Source organism: Mesorhizobium sp. Arg314, assembly GCF_053714275.1.
Genome location: NZ_JBSKBP010000036.1, coordinates 1 through 16201 on the forward strand (window position 1 = coordinate 1; position 16201 = coordinate 16201).

The following is a 16201-nucleotide window of genomic DNA, read 5'->3' on the forward strand; positions in this document are numbered from 1 at the left end:
TTCTACCTGCTCAAGACCAATGCCTGTCGCGCCATCTCAGAACGAGGCGCCCCTCCCGCGAAGCGGGTTCGTGCATGCTGCGCAAAGCGGCCGTTGATGATGCCTAGACGCGCTATATGCCTAGCCGAAGGGCTTCGGTTGATCTGATAGGCTAATCGGCGTGGTCGGCATCATGTCTTCGACATCGTCGAGCGAAGAAGAGCTCTGCATGTGCTTTGGCAAGTCGAGCTCGCCGCGCGCCTCGATCTCTAAAAGATATCGGGCCTTGGCGAAGCGATCGCTTTTGCTGACCGCAGGATAAGCGCAGACACCCAGCAGCGCCGCCTCCTCCCGGCTCGCTGTGTCGCAGTCGCCGCTACTGCCACCCATTTCATGGACGGCCCTGACGAACGCGAAGTATGCCGTCATGTGCGCTTCGATCAGTGCCTGCAACTTGTTGGTAGGCACTCGGACCTGGTGCGGCGGCTCTGTGGCGCGCGCCATTTCCACTGCCGAAGAGGCGAAAACGGCGGCGCCGGAATGGAGGAGCAAGGCGCGGCGATTGATCCTGGTCGTGGTTATCTCTCCTCTTCCTTTTACGCTAAGGCATCCCGGATGTTGCGAACGGCACCAGGTACTGTAGCATGACGGCTCGCGCATTCACGTCAGGATAGATAGTCCCAAGGCCAAACCAGGCGCTTGCGCTACGGACTCGCCCCTTTGGCGTTGATCGCCGCCGGACAGCCTGCGCCCAGAACGCGTTTTCCAGGAGTTGCTGGAGCCCGCAGAGAACCCGCGAGACATGCTCGCCCGCAATCAGTCTCGTTGTGGCGCAAGCGCGGGGTCTGCTTCGTCTGACCGAGTAGATCCCTTAATAGCCACCTGCTTCAATTGCTCGGCTGACCCGCACTGCAATGCTGCCGGATGAAGTCCGACAGGAAAGATGAAGCGTGAACGCACCTCCGATGCACAGCGATCGCCTGAGGCACTTTCGAGAATGTCCCATCAACAACGCGGAAACCTGGATTCTCTTCGCAGAAACGTGACAGGGACTGGGTCAAGCCCGCAGCCGCATCGCACTGGGAGGAAATAAGCATGTCCAGGGTGGAGGCGGGATTTTCGGTATGGAGCAGGATTGCATTTCTAACCTGTCGCTCAAGCTGCTTTGTATACGCAGCGGTTTTGGCGGCGGCGATGCGCACCCCTTCGACGTCGACATGCCCCACGCTGCCTAGCGGGCTACTGTCTGACACCAGAAAGCTGGCGGTCACCGTGGTATAGGGGGGCGAGAAGGATAGCCTGTCGGCACGTGACGGATCGGGAGCAATGAATGCAACGTCCCACTCGTTGCCTTCGGCAGCCGCGAGAATGTCAGCGGCCGAGCCGTATCGAACCAGCGACAAACAGCAGTCGAGTTCTGCCGCAAGTGCGATCGCGATCTGCACGCTCGGCCCTGTTAGAACGCCTGTCACTTGATCGAGTCGGACAAGTGCGGCATTCGACATGTTGACCGCCGCTCTGATGACTCCCGTCGGTGCGATTTCAGTGAGGAGTTCATCAAGTTCCGGCATCGCGGTACGCTCCTTGCGATGCAAATCGTGCCGCGAGTGCTTCCGATCCCCTCGCCAGAACAGCGACATCGACACCAACGGCAGTAAATAGTGTTCCCAGCGAGATGCACCGTGCCGCGAACTTCTCATCCGGGGTAAGAATGCCCGCAGGCTTGCCCAAAGCTTTCAGGCGTTCAATCAACTCGACAATTGCATCGACCACGTCCGGGTGGCTCGGTTGGCCCCTGTGTCCGAAACTCGCTGCAAGGTCTGCCGGACCTACGAATACGCCATCCACTCCCTCTACCGAGGCAATCGACTCGAGGTTGCCAAGCGCTTCCTGCGTCTCAACTTGCACCAACAGGCAAATTTCCCGCTCCGCATTTTGCGCATAGTGCGCAACTCGGCCGAAACGAGTGGCGCGCGTCAGGGCAGAAACACCACGAATTCCATCCGGAGGATATCGCACCGCCGCGACTGCGGCTTTCGCCTCTTCCGCGTTCTGGACGTAGGGAATGAGCAATGTCTGAACGCCAATATCCAGGAAACGTTTGATGAGAACGGGGTCGTTGATGGCCGGGCGGACGACTGGGGAAACGTCGTATGGTGCGACCGCTTGCAATTGTGGCAGGACGGTCAGAACGTCCCCCGGAGAATGTTCCGTGTCGAACAGGAGCCAGTCGAAACCTGAAGGCGCGACGATTTCCGCGGCGTAGTTTCCCGGCAGGCCACACCACAGGCCGATCTGACTTTGACCAGCAAGGAGCTTCCGCTTGAACCGATTGACAGGATGTTCCATCTAGCACCTCACACGAACGACACGCCGATGGAGCCAACAGGGCCATAGTCGGCCTGGATGACATCACCTTTCGCGATATCGACAGGACGCGTGAAGGAGCCGGCCAGGACTATTTGTCCCTTCTTCAGGCCACCGCCCACAGCATGAAGTTTGTTGACCAGCCACGCGATGCCGGCTGCCGGATGTCCCATGATCGCCGCCGACACGCCCGATTCCTCGATGATGCCGTTCTTGGAAAGAGTCGCTCCGACCCAACGGATATCGATGTCCATCGGGCGAATTATACGACCGCCAACGACGAGGGCGCCGAAAGCCGCATTGTCCGCGATGGTATCCGTGATCGCTCGCGGGACTTCGGTCCGGTAGTCGATAATCTCGAGCGCCGGGACAACGAACTCGGTAGCACGCATGACGTCATAGATCCTGGTGCCGGGCCTGACGAGATCCTCACCCATGACAAAGGCCAGCTCGACCTCGAGGCGCGGCCTGATAAACAAGTCAGCCCTGATCTGCGCTCCGTCGTTGTAAAGCGCATCGTCAAGAATGCAGCCGTAGTCCGGCTCCGTCATCTTCGAGGCCATCTGCATTGCGCGTGACGTCAGGCCAATCTTATGCCCGACGATCCGTGCGCCCTTGGCTACCCTCGCCTCCGCCCACAAAGCCTGAATTCGGTAGGCGTCCTCGAGTTCGAGGTTCGGGTAGGTCTCGCTAGGCTGTATGATCGGCTTGCGCTCGATTTCAGCTTTGAGCAGCGCGTCTGCCGCGGCCCGGCGTTCGTCTTCGGTGATCATATCGTTTGCTCTGTTGATCGTGATCTATTTGATCGGGGGACGCGGCAAAACGGCTTCGCCGGGCTCCATGACATAGGTGTAGTCGAGCGAGAACCACGGACCAGGAACATGCGTTTCGGTCGGATGGGGCTCCTGGTGACGAAGGAAGTCGCCGGTCAGCGCTGCCGTGACACCGAACTGAACATCGGAGTCGATGTTCGGATCGCTGGGGTCGAAGACCTGGGAAATCAGCGTCTTGTATCCATGCTTGAAGATCAGTGCGTGTAGGTGCGCTGGTCGGTCCGGATGGCGCCCCTGAGCTTTGAGCAGGCGTCCGACCACCCCATCGACTGGTATCGGATACCCGACCATCTTGACGGTCCTGAACCAGAACCGACCCTGCTCGTCGGTCGTGAATTTGCCGCGCAAATTCATCTCGGCCTGGTCCGGGTCCTGGTTTTCATAGAGACCGACGGGAGATGCATGCCAGACATCCACTTCGGCGCCGGCAATCGGCTTTCCGTCGCGGTCAACGACCTTGGCATGCACGAATAAGGGAGTGCCCGGCGTCTCGGATCGGATGATCGACCCGCCATTTTCGACTTGCGGAGAGTCGAGGCGCCAGAATGGGCCCAACAGCGACTGGGAGGTCTCAGTCTGTCCTCTGTCGCCATTGTTCAGCAGGCAGACAAGTGAAGACACGCCAAGAGAACCGGCCATCAGCACAAACTCGTTGTGGTGATCAGTATGCAGTTGCCCGATCTCGTTGAGCATGGCTGTCGCCTCCCGAAACTCGACCTCAGTCAGTCGAACCTCGCGCACGAAAGCATGAAGATGCGTGACCATCGACACGAGGATTTCTCGCAGGCGGGGGTCTTCGGTGCGATTCATCACAGCGAGGACGGCTCGCGTCAGATCGCTTTCAGTTTTGATCACCATGTGGGGGCTACCTCCCGATTTGCTCGACTATCCAAATAATCGATTATCTGTCAAGGCCGTCGCCGTGCATTCTTGCGACGTCGAGATGCCGAAAGGATCAGATCGAAGCGTTCAATTGGTTGATTTATTTATATTTTGTTTTCAAACACGAAATTGTCGCCTGGCTTTTTCGCAAAATTTCAGTGCACCTAAGTTGACAGCGATAATCGTTTATTATACCGATCATCGACGATCAAATTCTGGGAGCCTGCAGAAGCAATGGTACCGCATGATGACGGCGCATCTGCTCCGCCGACAGAAGATGCTCCACCGTCTTCTGGCTTTCTCGATGACGGCAAAAACACGATTGGGAGCCAGCTTGCGTCCCGTCTTCGTGAGGCGATCATCTCCGGCGAGCTTCAGGCTGGCAGCAAGATCAATCTCGACAAGGCGCGCAAGACGTTCAACGTCAGCCTCAGTCCGCTGCGTGAGGGGTTGGCGCGGCTGATATCGGACGGTCTAGTGGAGTTCGAGGACAATCGCGGCTACCGCGTTTCATCAATCTCCTTGGCCAATCTGGAAGAGATAACCATCCTGCGCGAAGAGCTCGAAGTCTTTGCGCTTCGCGAGTCTATGCGGATCGGCGATGTGGAGTGGGAAGGCAACGTTATGAGAGCGCTGCATTGCCTTAACCGCACTGAGCGTGACGCGGCCCGCCCCGAGACACTTGAGCGCTGGGAAGAGCTCCACCGCGAATTCCATCTGACACTTATATCCGGCTGCGGGAAGCCGATCCTGCTCCATTTCTGCAGCCTGCTGCTTAATCTCAACGACCGTTATCGCCGGGTGTTTCTGACCCGCACGTCGGGTGACCGCAACGTCAGCCAGGAGCACAGTGAGATCGCTCAGGGAGCCGTCGCCCGGGATCTGGACTATGCGTGCGATATGTTGCGTCAGCATATTCACCGCACGGGAACCAATCTGCGCAATCACCTTGCGACAAAGGGGACCTTGTGATGACCGTCGCGACGCCAGGGCCGGGCCTTGAACTGGGCGTGGCGCACTTTTCATCGATCGGGCTGCCGCCCAAGGAATTCGCGGTGATAGCTGCTCGGGCGGGTTTTGCGTCGATAGGGCTTCGTCTTCACCCCGCTTTTCCCGGAGCCCCTTTCTACGAATTGCCGGTGGGCAGCCGCAGTGCCCAGGAATTCAAGGCAATTGCCGATGGCGAAGGCATCAAGATATTCGATATCGAGTTCTTCGTGATCGACGAGAGCTTCCTTGCGGCCTCCCATGAGGCGACCGTGGCAGCCGCTGCGAACATAGGGGCGCGCCGGCTGAGTGTTTGCGGCGATGATCGAGACGTCGGCCGTCTTGCCACAAACCTTTCAGAGTTTTGCGCCGTCGCGGCGCGATATGGCATGTCGGTCGACATCGAAAACATGGGCTGGCGGACGGTAAGGACCTTTCGGGACAGCGTAGAGGTCTTGAATGCCTGTGGAGCAGAGAACGCCGGTGCCCTCGTTGACGGGATTCACTTCTTCCGAAACGGAGCCTCGATCGACGAGCTTCGCGCAAATGCAGGGAAGGTAAAACACATCCAGCTTTGCGACGTCCGGGGTCCTGCGCCCAAAACATCGGACGCAATGATCGCCGAGGCGAGAAGCGGTAGGTTCGCTCCTGGAGAAGGTGAACTGCCATTGGAGGACCTCTGTGCGGCAACTGAATACGGCGCTCATATCTCGGTCGAAGTGCCACTCGTCGGGCCGGTCGACCCGGAGGCACATCTAAAACATCTGCATGCCAGCGCACTGGGAGTTTTGAAACCGGATCATTGATCCGGCGCCGACGCGGCCTAGGCCGTCAGGGAGGAGGAAGTCTTAAATGCGGTATACGTTCGATTTCGGTGCGGTCCTCGACCGCGCCCCGGAATTGCTATGGGGTTCGCTTGGAACGGTTGGCCTTGCGTTAGCTGGGATGCTCCTCGCACTCGTCATCGGGCTCCTGGGCGTCGTTGCAAGGAGTTCCAAGAGCGAGATCACGCGCGCTGTCGTGATCGTGTTCGTCGAGGTTGTGCGTAATACGCCATTCCTGGTGCAGATCTTCTTCATATATTTTGCCCTTCCTCTCATGGGCATCCGCCTCAATCCGACCGTTACCGCGATCATTGCCCTCGGCATCAATGGTGGGGCCTACGCAATCGAGATCATCCGAGGCGGGATCGAGAGCGTGTCGCGCGGCCAGATCGAGGCGGGTTTCGCACTTGGTCTTCACAAGGCGGACGTCTTCCGGCTCATCGTGCTCAAGCCGGCGCTGCGGGCGATTTATCCCTCGCTCACAAGCCAGTTCATCATGCTGACACTGACCACGTCTGTCTGCACGTCGATCGCCGCCTACGAGCTGACCTCGGCCGCTCAGCGCATTGAGTCTGACACCTTCCGCAGCTTCGAAGTCTATTTCACGGTGACCGCTATCTACCTGGTCATCTCAAGCCTGATGATGGGCCTCTTTGCCCTCATTTCTCGCCACTACTTCAACTACCCGACGCGATAGGAAGTAGCCATGGGTCCCATCGGGGAAGATCAATTTTTCTTTTTGATGCAGGGTTTGAAATGGACCGTGCTGCTTGCGATCGTGGGCTTCATCGGTGGGGGGATATTCGGAATCCTGATCGCGCTGCTGCGCACCTCGAAGAACAAGGTCGCCCGGACGATCACCGCAGGGTATATCGGCGTCTTCCAGGGCACGCCCCTTCTGATGCAGCTCTTCGTTGTCTATTACGGCGTTGCACTATTGGGCATCGACGTTAACGCGTGGATCGCGGTCGCAGTCGCCTTCACGCTCCATGCCAGCGCCTTCCTGGGCGAGATCTGGCGCGGCTCCATCGAGGCTGTGCCGAAGGGCCAGACGGAAGCCGCCAACGCCCTCGGTCTGCATTATGTCTCGCGGATGAAAGACGTCATTCTGCCGCAGGCCCTGAAAATTTCGATGCCGGCCACGATCGGCTTCCTTGTCCAGCTCACCAAGGGCACATCGCTGGCAGCAATCGTCGGCTTCATTGAACTGACTCGCGCCGGTCAGATCATTTCAAACCAGACCTATCGTCCGCTGTTCGTCTTCGGGATTGTCGGCGCAATCTACTTCATCATTTGCTGGCCGCTCTCCCATGCGGGAAGTCGCCTTGAAAAACGGATGGCGAAAGCTGCCCGCTAACCGCTTCGCTCGAAGCAAAACTCTTGAGGAGGAGAATAAGCATGCATAACAGTCGTAGGATTTTTCTCGGACTTGCACTGGCAACTATTGCCTTCGCAACCGTTGGCACTGTCGCGGCCTCTGCGGCAACTGTAGAGGAAATCAAGGCAAAGGGCACGCTCGTGGTCGGCATCCAGGGCGACAATGCGCCATGGGGGTTCGTCAACACAAGCGGCGTGCAGGACGGCTTCGACGCTGACGTCGCCAACCTTTTTGCCAAGGAATTAGGCGTGAAGGTTCAATTCCAGCCGCTCGCTGTTGCCAACCGAATTCCGGCGCTTACCACCGGCAAAGTCGACATCCTGTTCGCAACGATGGCGATGACGGAAGAACGCGCGAAAGCAATTCAATACAGCAAGCCTTACGCCGCCAACACGATTTCGCTTTATGCCGCCAAGTCCGACACGGTTACGAAGCCTGAAGATCTTGCCGGATGGGAGATCGGCGTTCCGAAATCCAGTTCGCAGGACAAGGCAGTAACGAACGCCGTCGGATCCACCGCAACGGTTCGCCGCTTTGATGACGACGCCGCAACCATCCAGGCTCTGGTCTCCGGACAGGTAAAGGCGGTTGGCGGCAACCAGTTCTATGGTCAGCGTCTGGATGCGGCGAGTGCCGGAACGTACGAGCGCAAGATTAACTTTATGACGACCTACAACGGCGTCGGTACCCGTCTCGGCGAGAAGGACTGGAACGAAGCCGTCAACGCCTTCATCGACAAGATCAAGGCCAATGGTGAGCTTGCCGCCATCACGAAGAAGTGGATGGCGATCGATCTGCCGCAGTTCCCGGAATCCATTCCGAACATCCCGTTCACCGTGAAGTAAAGCCCAAATGGAGGGTTCCGTGCACAATTCCGCAAAAGATCAATCGACGCTGATTTCCCTTGAGGACGTGCAGAAGTGGTACGGCACTTTCCATGCTTTGAAATCCATCAGTTTGTCGGTCCGCAAAGGCGAAAAAATCGTCCTCTGCGGGCCGTCAGGCTCCGGGAAATCAACGTTGATCCGCTGCATCAATGCCCTCGAGGCGATCGAGGAAGGCAAGATCGTCGTCGAGGGTCACGTACTGGACGGAAGCACCAAATCCATCGACGCTGTACGTCGCGAAGTGGGAATGGTCTTCCAGAGCTTCAATCTCTTCCCCCACATAACCGTACTTCAGAACTGTACCCTCGCCCCAATGCGTGTTCGAGGCGTAAGCCACGCTGACGCAGAGCGACTGGCTCGAAAATATCTCGAGCGCGTTCGAATCCTTGACCAGGCGGACAAATATCCCGCGCAGCTATCGGGCGGACAACAACAACGCGTCGCCATCGCCCGCGCGCTCTGCATGGAGCCGAAGGTCATGCTCTTCGACGAACCGACCTCTGCCCTTGATCCCGAAATGGTGAAAGAGGTGCTCGACACCATGATCGGGCTCGCCCGTGACGGCATGACGATGATCTGTGTCACGCACGAAATGGGGTTTGCCCGTCAGGTCGCTGACCGCGTCATCTTCATGGACTCCGGAGAAATCGTCGAAGAGGCCGAACCGGAGGTCTTCTTCAAGTCTCCCCAGCACCGGCGCACGAAAACCTTCCTCGGTGAAATCCTGGCCCATCACTGACTTTCGAAAGCGACGCCAATGCACGACAAGAAATTCCTCGTGGGACTGATCGGTGCCGACATCCAAATGTCAAAGTCCCCGGCCCTCCACGAAATGGAGGGGCGACGCCAGGGCCTCGATTACCGTTACGAGCTTCTCGACTTCGTCGAGCGAGGCCTTCCCGCCTCCGCGCTGCCGGATCTCCTAGACGAGGAAGAGCAGCGGGGCTTTGCCGGCAGCAACATTACACATCCGTGCAAGCAGACAGTGATCGCCCACCTCAATCGCCTTTCCGAGGATGCAAAGATGCTCGGTGCGGTCAACACCGTGGTCTTCCGCAACGGCGAGAGGATCGGCCACAACACGGATTGGTACGGTTTCTACGAGAATTTCCAGCGCGGCCTTCCGGACGTCGCGAAGTCGCATGCCGTCCTGCTTGGCGCCGGCGGCGCCGGTGTCGCCGTGGCGCATGCCGCCATCAAGCTCGGATTTGACAGATTATCGATCTTTGACCAGGAAGCGAAACGGGCAGAAACCTTGGCCCAGCAGTTGAACGATCGGTTCTCCTGGGATTGCGCGCGCGCCACGACGGATGTCGGCAGCGCCCTGCGCTCCGCGGACGGCCTTATCCACGCGACGCCGACGGGTATGAAGAGCCATCCTGGTTTGCCGATCGATGCGGAATGGCTTCTGCCACGGCATTGGGTGGCCGACATTGTCTATATGCCACTCGTCACCGAGCTCCTTGCTCTCGCCGAAGGAAAAGGCTGCCGGACCCTTCGGGGCGGCGGCATGACCGTCTACCAGGCAGCGGCGGCTTTCGAATTGTTCACCGGGATAGCACCGGACGCAGAGCGCATGTCCCTTCACTTTACGGACCTATGCCGCCTGTCGGCTTGATGGGGATATCCCAAATGCCGCATATCATCATCGATTATAGCCGGGGCGCAGGCGAGCATGTAGCCATGGACCGACTGACGCTGACCGTGCATCGCTGCGTTCGCGATGGCGGCCTTGTGAAACCTTCCGCCGTGCGCACGCTTGCGCGGGAGGCGACATACTCCTGCGTGGGCAACGAGCATGTCGATCATCACTTCATCCAAATCATCGTGCGGATGGCACCGGGTCGTACTGCAGAGACCAGGCAGAAGCTTCTCACTGCCGTTCTCGAGGCCGCGCGGACGATCGCCGCGCCTGCTCTCGAAGCTGGAAAGCTCGGCTTGCGCGCAGATCTCTACGAGTCGGACCCTGATTTCGCTGTTCAAGCAATCGCGTTCGTCTGACCAGAACAGAGTGCTCAAGAAGGACACTATGCTATGAGCCTGATCTACGTTCTCAATGGACCAAACCTCAATCTGCTCGGCAAACGCCAGCCGCATATCTACGGGCATGAAACGCTCGCAGACGTAGAGGCGGACTGCCGCAAGCTGGCAGCCGAACTCGGCCATGAAATCCGCTTTCATCAGAGCAACCGGGAATACGAGATCATCGATTGGATTCATGAGGCGCGCGAGGACGGTGCAGGCATCGTCATCAATCCGGCAGCCTTCACCCATACCTCACTCGCCATCCTCGACGCTCTGAACACATTTGAGGGGCCCGTGATCGAGATTCACATATCCAATGTGCACAAGCGCGAAAGCTTCCGACACCATTCGTTCGTTTCGCACCGCGCGGATGGTGTGATCTGCGGCCTTGGAACGGAAGGATACCAGCTTGCCATCCGACGCGCGGCGACTATGAGCAAGGCGGCCGGCAAGGGCTGAGGTGACCATGACCCAACGGGTTAAGCTGGCCGTTGTTGGGGCCGGCCTCATCGGCAAGCGCCATATTCAGCACGTCCTGGCCGAGCCCTCGGCGCAACTCAGCGCCGTGGTCGATCCGACGCTGGCTGGCGAGACCATTGCCAAGGAAGCCGGCGTGAAGTGGTTTCCAAATTTCGCGGAAATGATTGCCGCAGACCGACCTGATGGCATCATCGTGGCTACGCCCAACCCGGCTCACCTCCAGAACGGGTTGGAAGCCGTTGAAGCCGGCATTCCCGCACTCATCGAGAAGCCTATCGCCGACGACATTATATCCGGGGAAAAGCTTATCGCAGCGGCTGAGGCAAAAGGTGTTCCTCTTTTGACCGGTCATCACCGGCGACACAATCCGGTGATGCAGAAGGGAAAGGAAATCATCGAAAGCGGAAAGCTCGGCCGTGTTCTTGTTGTCAATGCGATGTTCTGGCTATTCAAACCCGACGACTACTTCGACATCTCGTGGCGTCGTGAGCGCGGTGCGGGGCCGGTTTTCCTCAATCTCATCCACGATGTCGATAATTTGCGCTACCTTTTCGGCGATGTGGCTGCGGTTCAGGCACGCGAGTCCAACGCGGTGCGCGGCAACGCAGTTGAGGAAACGGCAGTGATTCTGATTGAGTTCAAGAACGGAGTGTTGGGAACTGCGACGGTCTCGGACGCGGTGGTCGCACCGTGGAGCTGGGAGATGACAACCGGAGAGAATCCGGCTTACCCCAAAACCCAGCAATCCTGTTACTTGATCGGAGGAACGCACGGGTCGCTGGCTGTTCCGTCACTCGAGGTCTGGCGCAATCCCGGTAAACGGAGTTGGTGGGAACCCTTTGACCAAACGCGTATCGAGGTCGACGACGAGGACCCACTCGTTCTGCAGATCAGGCAATTCTGCAAGGTGATCCGCGGAGACGAACCGCCGCTTGTCAGCGGGCGCGAGGGGCTCAAAACCTTGAGGGTAGTCGATGCGGTAAAACGCTCGGCGGCAACGGGAGAACGTATCGAGTTGACCTGACGCCAGATTGCTGCAACGGTCGATGTGGTCTGACGTCGGGATGCTGTCGACCTTTGGCGGTTGATGCTCATTGGTGGCGAGCCGCTCGCCGACCCTCGCCATATTTGACGTCGCCTCCGCCTCGGCCCAACGGATCGAGCAAGTAAAGGCAGATTGGCGCGAAGGCCGCATGCCTGACATACCAACTCAGCCCTTTGCCACAGGATATGATGCTGATGGTTTCGTGGGCTGCGCATCATACGGCTTCTGCCATCGCCATGCGGCCAGTACGCTCTGACGACGCCGGCGAACCCTACGCCATCAAGTTGAGTTCGTTCATCGTGTCTTCGTCGAGCAAACCGTCGAACCATATGTCGAACATGGTCTCGAACAGGAACTCGTCGTTGTTCGCTTCGGAAAACAACGAAAGCGACACGTGCAATTTTCTCGCATCAGCATCGCCGCAGTCGGCGTGAGCGCTCAAATCGGAGAGCCTTAATAGCGTGCCAATGCATTCTGGAACGACCGACGAGCGTCGGAGATCACCTATCGCATCGCAGGCAATCGCAACGTCACGGTCGTGCCTGCCCCCAGCGTGCTCTGCATGGCGACGCTTCCGCCCGACTCCTCGGCAAAGCGCTTCACCATCGGCAACCCAACGCCGCCGAGGCCTTCGCCTTTCGTTGTGAAGAAGGGATCAAATGCGCGGACCATGGTCTCGCTGGTCATTCCAATTCCGTTGTCCACGACACGAATATCGACCTGCGTGATTATAGAGCGTTCAGACACCAAGGCGGCTTCAACCGAGATCAAACCGCCGTCAGGCATCGCGTCGCGCGCATTGAGTAGAAGATTCAGAACCGCATTTTGCAATCCAATCCGATCGCACCTTACCAAGGGCAGATCGGACCCGACCTTCACCTCGAAACGGATGTTAGTGTCCCAAGCGCTTCGAACGAACGCTTCGATCTCAACCAGGCAAACGCCCACATTAGCATGCTCGATTTCCAGGTGGCTTTCTTGGGCTATGCTGATCGTCTGCCTGACAAGGCCGCCAGCTCGTTCCAAAGCAGTTCTGGCGCCGGCAATAACGGGACGAAGGGCGGGAGCCGCCGAGATGCTGGGGTCACGGGCCAAGTGGTTCAACGCCGATGAGGCCACCTGAATGAGATTGCCCAGGTCGTGAACGATGCCGGCGGTCGATATCTGCCTGGGTGGGCTACCTCGATCAGCACCGATCGGGAGGTCGACGACATCCTCTTTTGGCACTAAGCGTGACATTCCTTTCCCCCGTTCGCTCGGTTGAAATTTGGCTGCAAGAAGACGCTATGAAGACGCTATAGTGCGTGAATATCTGTCGCGGCGGGTAGGATGCTTCGGAGCGGGAATCAGCTGTCGAAGGCCGTGTTCATCACAAAATCAACTGACGAGGGTGCCCTGTAACCGGGGACAAAGCGCTCACCGAAATCCCGGGCAAAGTTATCGTAGGTCGTCTCCGGGCTGACTTTTGCGATGTGGCAAAAGCATCGCGTCATCCGCTGCTTCATTCCCAGCCGCGGAAATTCGCTCACGATCGTTGCCATCTCGGTTGAAGAGATGAGGTTGTACTGCAAGCCGACGACATCAAGGCAGATCCCGGCGGTACACAATGCCACCTCAGCCTCCTTGTAGAGTCCAATTGACGGCGTTGAGTTGAGAGCCACACTGTCCCATATCAATTGAGCGCGACGCTCATCGAAACCTCCCTCCCGTACGAAGGTCCGAGCGAGATCAGCGCCTACCACTTCGAAACGACGAGGGCCGGCGAAGTTCTCGTTGAGGGTCACGTCGTGCAGCAGCGTTCCGACAGCAACCACTTCCGCGTCATGCTCGATGTTTTGAAGTTGTGCGATCCGTGCCGCGAAAAGCCAAGACCGGACGACGTGGTTGAACAAGTAGGGTTCACATTTCTGCCGAGCGTATTCGATCGCCCGATCGACAAGTGGCGCGTCGGGAACGGCGATCCCAGCGAGCATTCGATCAGCAATCCTGTTCATGCCAGTAACCCTTTCTTCCTGGGCGTACTGCGCCCCGTTTGACCGGGGCGCCTTCCAACTTCATTTCCGGTACCCCGTCGGGTTCTTCTCGTTGCTGTCGACGACGATCGCCAGCAGACACGCTCTGTTTGGCGGAGAGTGCGCGCGGGCGGCCTGCGGAGCTATTCTACGGAAGGGTCTGTCACGTGATGCCAAGGTGCAGGGTAGGCAGGCTCGACAGCCAGGGTCACACGGGAGACGGCAGCGACTTATCGCATTTCGGCCTGAAGGCGCTAACGCAGGTGCGGATGTCGGGCAGCTACCATAATCCATAATAGGCATCGAAATTACGACCAATGAAGACGGGCAGGCATGTCGTTGGCGAACCGATTAGTGCGCCCGAGGCCAAGAAAGACGCGCCGGTGAGCCGGCAACCCTAAGACAGCGAAGCCTCTCGTCAACGATAGCGTCCCCGGCTTTTGGCCTGCACGCCACAATCCTTCGTATGGGTCAAACAGCCCGCCGGTCTGATCGTTTGGCAGGTGCTCCGCCCGTATCTTTGGTGGGGTGAATGTCATGAAAATCAACACCGGAGTCACCAAGATGAAAATGATCCTTCTTACTGCCGCTCTCCTCATCTCAGCGGGAGGCGCAATCGCCGGAAGTGACCATTATGGGTCGGGCGTCGATCCGCAGCGGCCAGCGACCACCACCGACACCGTGAACACCGCATCAACCAAGAAGGGCGGGCCGCAGACCGTGCTTAGGCCGATCGTTCCCAACGAGGAATATGGCCAGGGCATCTGGGGCCATTAATCCTGATGGCGGAAATTTCAAGGACCGGGGCGAGAGACTCGGTCCTTTAGCAATCTCAACCGGTAAAGATCCTGGGCAGCAAGGTAACCGCGACGTAACGCCAATCGAAACACCAACATGCTTGCAGTGAGGATATTCACGAAGGCGCGGTGGGTTGGAAGTCGGGCCAGCAATGCCGATGTCGCGGCTCGGCTCCGGGGCTGATGTGAACCCGCCTCGCAAGCATGGATCTCATGTATGGCTGACCAAGCGGATGACAAGTCCGGTTTCGAGAAGGCCGCCGTCTCGGTCGAGGCCAGCAGCCTCAGCGACCAACTGGCGACGATCATGCTGGGCTTGAAGGCGTCGCCGGTCCGCAACTGGCTGCTTTGGACATCGGTTAGCATCGTGGCCGTCATCGTCGCGACATCGATCGGACAGGTGCTGCTCAACAGCTGGAACCAGCCCTTCTACGATGCACTGGCGCGCCGCGACATGGCGGATTTCCTGCATCAGCTTTTGGTTTTTGCCGTCATTGCCGGCGGGCTTCTGCTGCTCAATATCGGCCAGACCTGGCTTAACCAGATGATCCGGCTGAAGCTGCGCGAGGCGCTGACGCTCGACCTGATCGACCAGTGGATGCGTCCGGCGCGGGCTTTGCGGCTGGCAAATACCGACGCCATCGGCGTCAATCCCGATCAGCGCATGCAGCAGGACGCCGGCCATCTTTCCGATCTGTCGACGGACCTCGGCGTCGGATTGCTGCAGTCGGTCATCCTGCTTGCGTCTTTTGTAGACGTGCTCTGGCAACTTTCTTCCGGCTTCGTCTTCCACATTGGCAGTTATTCTCTGGCGGTACCAGGCTACATGGTATGGGCGGCATTGCTCTATGCTGGCGTCGCATCGTGGCTGAGCTGGCTGGTCGGGCGCCCGCTCATCGACCTCGACAGCGATCGCTACGCACGCGAAGCGGAACAGCGCTCCTCTATGGTGCGCGTCAACGAGAACGTCGATGCCATTACGCTCCGCCATGGCGAAGCCGACGCCAGGCGAAGGCTCGAAATCGACCTAGGCAGGGTGCTGGGAGCCGTGCGGCGCATCAACACCGCGCAGATCAAACTATCCTGGCTGACCAGCACTTACGGCTGGATCACCGTCGTGGCTCCGATCCTTGTCGCAGCACCTGTTTATTTCTCGGGTGACATCGGCTTCGGCGGACTGATGATGGCAGTCGGCGCCTTCAACCAGGTGAATTCCTCGCTGCGCTGGTTCATCAACAACATCGGTAGCATCGCCGACTGGCGCGCCACCTTGATGCGCGTAGCCGATTTTCGCATCGCGCTGAACAAAGCCGATGTGCAACTCGACAAGGAAAAGCGCACCGAGTCCGGCGACAATGCCGATGGCAGCTTGACCTTCAAGAAACTCGAGGCCAGCTATCCCGAATAGAAAAGGCCGCAGCGTCTTCTTCGTACTCGTGGCGAGGTTGATCCACCCTCCCCCAATGCATTGTGGTTTGAAAGCATAGATAGCCGCCAACTTAAACTAGCTGAACTCTGTTGCTCCTCAGACCGGCGGACTGCCACAGGCACGCAGACCCGGGCATTCCTCTGTCCTGACGGGCGGTGACCCGAGTGCTTCGATATCTTCTACAATCACCGCGCATGGCCGCCCTAGACTTTAGCATCGACGGACAGGTGCCTGCGTAGAATAGGCTGGCGCACCCGACTGCCTCATCCTCCACCT

The 16201-nt window shown here is 58.5% G+C and carries 19 protein-coding genes and 1 pseudogene; 12 read left to right on the top strand and 8 right to left on the bottom strand.

All coding sequences use genetic code 11. From position 1 onward, the window contains the following. Nucleotides 1-120 precede the first annotated feature (120 nt). The 5 genes from ACWGS9_RS27060 to ACWGS9_RS27080 form a co-directional block, all read right to left on the bottom strand. Nucleotides 121-483: a hypothetical protein gene (locus tag ACWGS9_RS27060; protein WP_454508121.1), complete on the bottom strand. Its 363-nt coding sequence runs from the start codon at nucleotides 481-483 to the stop codon at nucleotides 121-123. A gap of 383 nt (nucleotides 484-866) precedes the next feature. Next, on the bottom strand, nucleotides 867-1550 hold the full coding sequence (locus ACWGS9_RS27065) for a transporter substrate-binding domain-containing protein (RefSeq protein ID WP_454508122.1): 684 nt from the start codon (nucleotides 1548-1550) through the stop codon (nucleotides 867-869). Next, nucleotides 1537-2328 (bottom strand): 4-hydroxy-2-oxoheptanedioate aldolase, encoded by a 792-nt coding sequence (hpaI, locus tag ACWGS9_RS27070; protein WP_454508123.1) that lies wholly within the window; start codon nucleotides 2326-2328, stop codon nucleotides 1537-1539. The genes ACWGS9_RS27065 and hpaI overlap by 14 nt, the downstream gene beginning before the upstream one ends. Nucleotides 2329-2336: 8 nt before the next feature. Next, on the bottom strand, nucleotides 2337-3119 hold the full coding sequence (locus ACWGS9_RS27075) for a fumarylacetoacetate hydrolase family protein (protein ID WP_454508124.1): 783 nt from the start codon (nucleotides 3117-3119) through the stop codon (nucleotides 2337-2339). 24 nt (nucleotides 3120-3143) lie between these two features. After that, nucleotides 3144-4037, bottom strand: coding sequence for an intradiol ring-cleavage dioxygenase (locus tag ACWGS9_RS27080; protein ID WP_454508125.1), 894 nt, complete (start codon nucleotides 4035-4037; stop codon nucleotides 3144-3146). Between the two features lie 258 nt (nucleotides 4038-4295). Between ACWGS9_RS27080 and ACWGS9_RS27085 the strand changes: the two genes are divergently transcribed. The 10 genes from ACWGS9_RS27085 to ACWGS9_RS27130 are packed head-to-tail and all read left to right on the top strand — an operon-like array spanning nucleotide 4296 to nucleotide 11666. Next, on the top strand, nucleotides 4296-5033 hold the full coding sequence (locus ACWGS9_RS27085) for a GntR family transcriptional regulator (protein ID WP_454508126.1): 738 nt from the start codon (nucleotides 4296-4298) through the stop codon (nucleotides 5031-5033). Then, nucleotides 5033-5854 carry a sugar phosphate isomerase/epimerase family protein gene (locus ACWGS9_RS27090; RefSeq protein ID WP_454508127.1) on the top strand — a complete coding sequence of 274 codons (822 nt, stop codon included), beginning with the start codon at nucleotides 5033-5035 and terminating at the stop codon, nucleotides 5852-5854. The genes ACWGS9_RS27085 and ACWGS9_RS27090 overlap by 1 nt, the downstream gene beginning before the upstream one ends. A gap of 46 nt (nucleotides 5855-5900) precedes the next feature. Beyond that, entirely contained in the window at nucleotides 5901-6569 is a 669-nt protein-coding gene (locus ACWGS9_RS27095) for an amino acid ABC transporter permease (protein WP_454508128.1), read from the top strand. Between the two features lie 9 nt (nucleotides 6570-6578). After that, complete coding sequence (locus ACWGS9_RS27100; RefSeq protein WP_454508129.1) at nucleotides 6579-7229, top strand: amino acid ABC transporter permease; 651 nt, start codon at nucleotides 6579-6581, stop codon at nucleotides 7227-7229. A gap of 41 nt (nucleotides 7230-7270) precedes the next feature. Next, nucleotides 7271-8095 carry a transporter substrate-binding domain-containing protein gene (locus ACWGS9_RS27105; protein WP_454508130.1) on the top strand — a complete coding sequence of 275 codons (825 nt, stop codon included), beginning with the start codon at nucleotides 7271-7273 and terminating at the stop codon, nucleotides 8093-8095. Nucleotides 8096-8102: 7 nt separating this feature from the next. After that, nucleotides 8103-8876, top strand: a complete 774-nt coding sequence (locus tag ACWGS9_RS27110; RefSeq protein ID WP_454508131.1) for an amino acid ABC transporter ATP-binding protein — start codon at nucleotides 8103-8105, stop codon at nucleotides 8874-8876. A gap of 18 nt (nucleotides 8877-8894) precedes the next feature. Next, entirely contained in the window at nucleotides 8895-9755 is an 861-nt protein-coding gene (locus tag ACWGS9_RS27115; RefSeq protein ID WP_454508132.1) for a shikimate dehydrogenase, read from the top strand. A 14-nt stretch (nucleotides 9756-9769) separates the two neighbouring features. Then, nucleotides 9770-10138: a 5-carboxymethyl-2-hydroxymuconate Delta-isomerase gene (locus ACWGS9_RS27120; protein ID WP_454508133.1), complete on the top strand. Its 369-nt coding sequence runs from the start codon at nucleotides 9770-9772 to the stop codon at nucleotides 10136-10138. Nucleotides 10139-10171: 33 nt separating this feature from the next. After that, nucleotides 10172-10621 carry a type II 3-dehydroquinate dehydratase gene (gene aroQ / locus ACWGS9_RS27125; protein ID WP_320217295.1) on the top strand — a complete coding sequence of 150 codons (450 nt, stop codon included), beginning with the start codon at nucleotides 10172-10174 and terminating at the stop codon, nucleotides 10619-10621. Between the two features lie 7 nt (nucleotides 10622-10628). Beyond that, a complete protein-coding gene (locus tag ACWGS9_RS27130) occupies nucleotides 10629-11666 on the top strand; it encodes a Gfo/Idh/MocA family protein (RefSeq protein ID WP_454508134.1) in 1038 nt (345 codons plus the stop codon). A 292-nt stretch (nucleotides 11667-11958) separates the two neighbouring features. Here ACWGS9_RS27130 and ACWGS9_RS27135 read toward each other — a convergent pair whose 3' ends face one another. The 3 genes from ACWGS9_RS27135 to ACWGS9_RS27145 all read right to left on the bottom strand — a co-directional run bounded on the left by ACWGS9_RS27135 (nucleotide 11959) and on the right by ACWGS9_RS27145 (nucleotide 13681). Continuing rightward, a complete protein-coding gene (locus ACWGS9_RS27135; protein ID WP_454508166.1) occupies nucleotides 11959-12210 on the bottom strand; it encodes a DUF1810 family protein in 252 nt (83 codons plus the stop codon). Continuing rightward, nucleotides 12192-12926 carry a sensor histidine kinase gene (locus ACWGS9_RS27140; protein ID WP_454508135.1) on the bottom strand — a complete coding sequence of 245 codons (735 nt, stop codon included), beginning with the start codon at nucleotides 12924-12926 and terminating at the stop codon, nucleotides 12192-12194. The genes ACWGS9_RS27135 and ACWGS9_RS27140 overlap by 19 nt, the downstream gene beginning before the upstream one ends. 107 nt (nucleotides 12927-13033) lie before the next feature. Next, complete coding sequence (locus ACWGS9_RS27145; RefSeq protein WP_454508136.1) at nucleotides 13034-13681, bottom strand: HD domain-containing protein; 648 nt, start codon at nucleotides 13679-13681, stop codon at nucleotides 13034-13036. Between the two features lie 555 nt (nucleotides 13682-14236). On the opposite strand from ACWGS9_RS27145, the gene ACWGS9_RS27150 reads away from it, so the two are divergent. Next, the gene (locus tag ACWGS9_RS27150; RefSeq protein ID WP_454508137.1) at nucleotides 14237-14476 is read left to right on the top strand and encodes a DUF680 domain-containing protein; all 240 of its coding nucleotides are present in this window, start codon (nucleotides 14237-14239) and stop codon (nucleotides 14474-14476) included. 237 nt (nucleotides 14477-14713) lie between these two features. Next, nucleotides 14714-15901: pseudogene (locus ACWGS9_RS27155) on the top strand (ABC transporter ATP-binding protein/permease); the annotation flags it as partial. Nucleotides 15902-16201 lie beyond the last annotated feature (300 nt).

What these genes read in the sequence shown, in the direction of transcription:
- ACWGS9_RS27060 (WP_454508121.1), bottom strand. Translation starts at nt 483, where the DNA reads ATGGCGCGCGCCACAGAGCCGCCGCACCAGGTCCGAGTGCCTACCAAC.
- ACWGS9_RS27065 (WP_454508122.1), bottom strand. Translation starts at nt 1,550, where the DNA reads ATGCCGGAACTTGATGAACTCCTCACTGAAATCGCACCGACGGGAGTC.
- hpaI (WP_454508123.1), bottom strand. Translation starts at nt 2,328, where the DNA reads ATGGAACATCCTGTCAATCGGTTCAAGCGGAAGCTCCTTGCTGGTCAA.
- ACWGS9_RS27075 (WP_454508124.1), bottom strand. Translation starts at nt 3,119, where the DNA reads ATGATCACCGAAGACGAACGCCGGGCCGCGGCAGACGCGCTGCTCAAA.
- ACWGS9_RS27080 (WP_454508125.1), bottom strand. Translation starts at nt 4,037, where the DNA reads ATGGTGATCAAAACTGAAAGCGATCTGACGCGAGCCGTCCTCGCTGTG.
- ACWGS9_RS27085 (WP_454508126.1), top strand. Translation starts at nt 4,296, where the DNA reads ATGGTACCGCATGATGACGGCGCATCTGCTCCGCCGACAGAAGATGCT.
- ACWGS9_RS27090 (WP_454508127.1), top strand. Translation starts at nt 5,033, where the DNA reads ATGACCGTCGCGACGCCAGGGCCGGGCCTTGAACTGGGCGTGGCGCAC.
- ACWGS9_RS27095 (WP_454508128.1), top strand. Translation starts at nt 5,901, where the DNA reads ATGCGGTATACGTTCGATTTCGGTGCGGTCCTCGACCGCGCCCCGGAA.
- ACWGS9_RS27100 (WP_454508129.1), top strand. Translation starts at nt 6,579, where the DNA reads ATGGGTCCCATCGGGGAAGATCAATTTTTCTTTTTGATGCAGGGTTTG.
- ACWGS9_RS27105 (WP_454508130.1), top strand. Translation starts at nt 7,271, where the DNA reads ATGCATAACAGTCGTAGGATTTTTCTCGGACTTGCACTGGCAACTATT.
- ACWGS9_RS27110 (WP_454508131.1), top strand. Translation starts at nt 8,103, where the DNA reads ATGGAGGGTTCCGTGCACAATTCCGCAAAAGATCAATCGACGCTGATT.
- ACWGS9_RS27115 (WP_454508132.1), top strand. Translation starts at nt 8,895, where the DNA reads ATGCACGACAAGAAATTCCTCGTGGGACTGATCGGTGCCGACATCCAA.
- ACWGS9_RS27120 (WP_454508133.1), top strand. Translation starts at nt 9,770, where the DNA reads ATGCCGCATATCATCATCGATTATAGCCGGGGCGCAGGCGAGCATGTA.
- aroQ (WP_320217295.1), top strand. Translation starts at nt 10,172, where the DNA reads ATGAGCCTGATCTACGTTCTCAATGGACCAAACCTCAATCTGCTCGGC.
- ACWGS9_RS27130 (WP_454508134.1), top strand. Translation starts at nt 10,629, where the DNA reads ATGACCCAACGGGTTAAGCTGGCCGTTGTTGGGGCCGGCCTCATCGGC.
- ACWGS9_RS27140 (WP_454508135.1), bottom strand. Translation starts at nt 12,926, where the DNA reads ATGTCACGCTTAGTGCCAAAAGAGGATGTCGTCGACCTCCCGATCGGT.
- ACWGS9_RS27145 (WP_454508136.1), bottom strand. Translation starts at nt 13,681, where the DNA reads ATGAACAGGATTGCTGATCGAATGCTCGCTGGGATCGCCGTTCCCGAC.
- ACWGS9_RS27150 (WP_454508137.1), top strand. Translation starts at nt 14,237, where the DNA reads ATGAAAATCAACACCGGAGTCACCAAGATGAAAATGATCCTTCTTACT.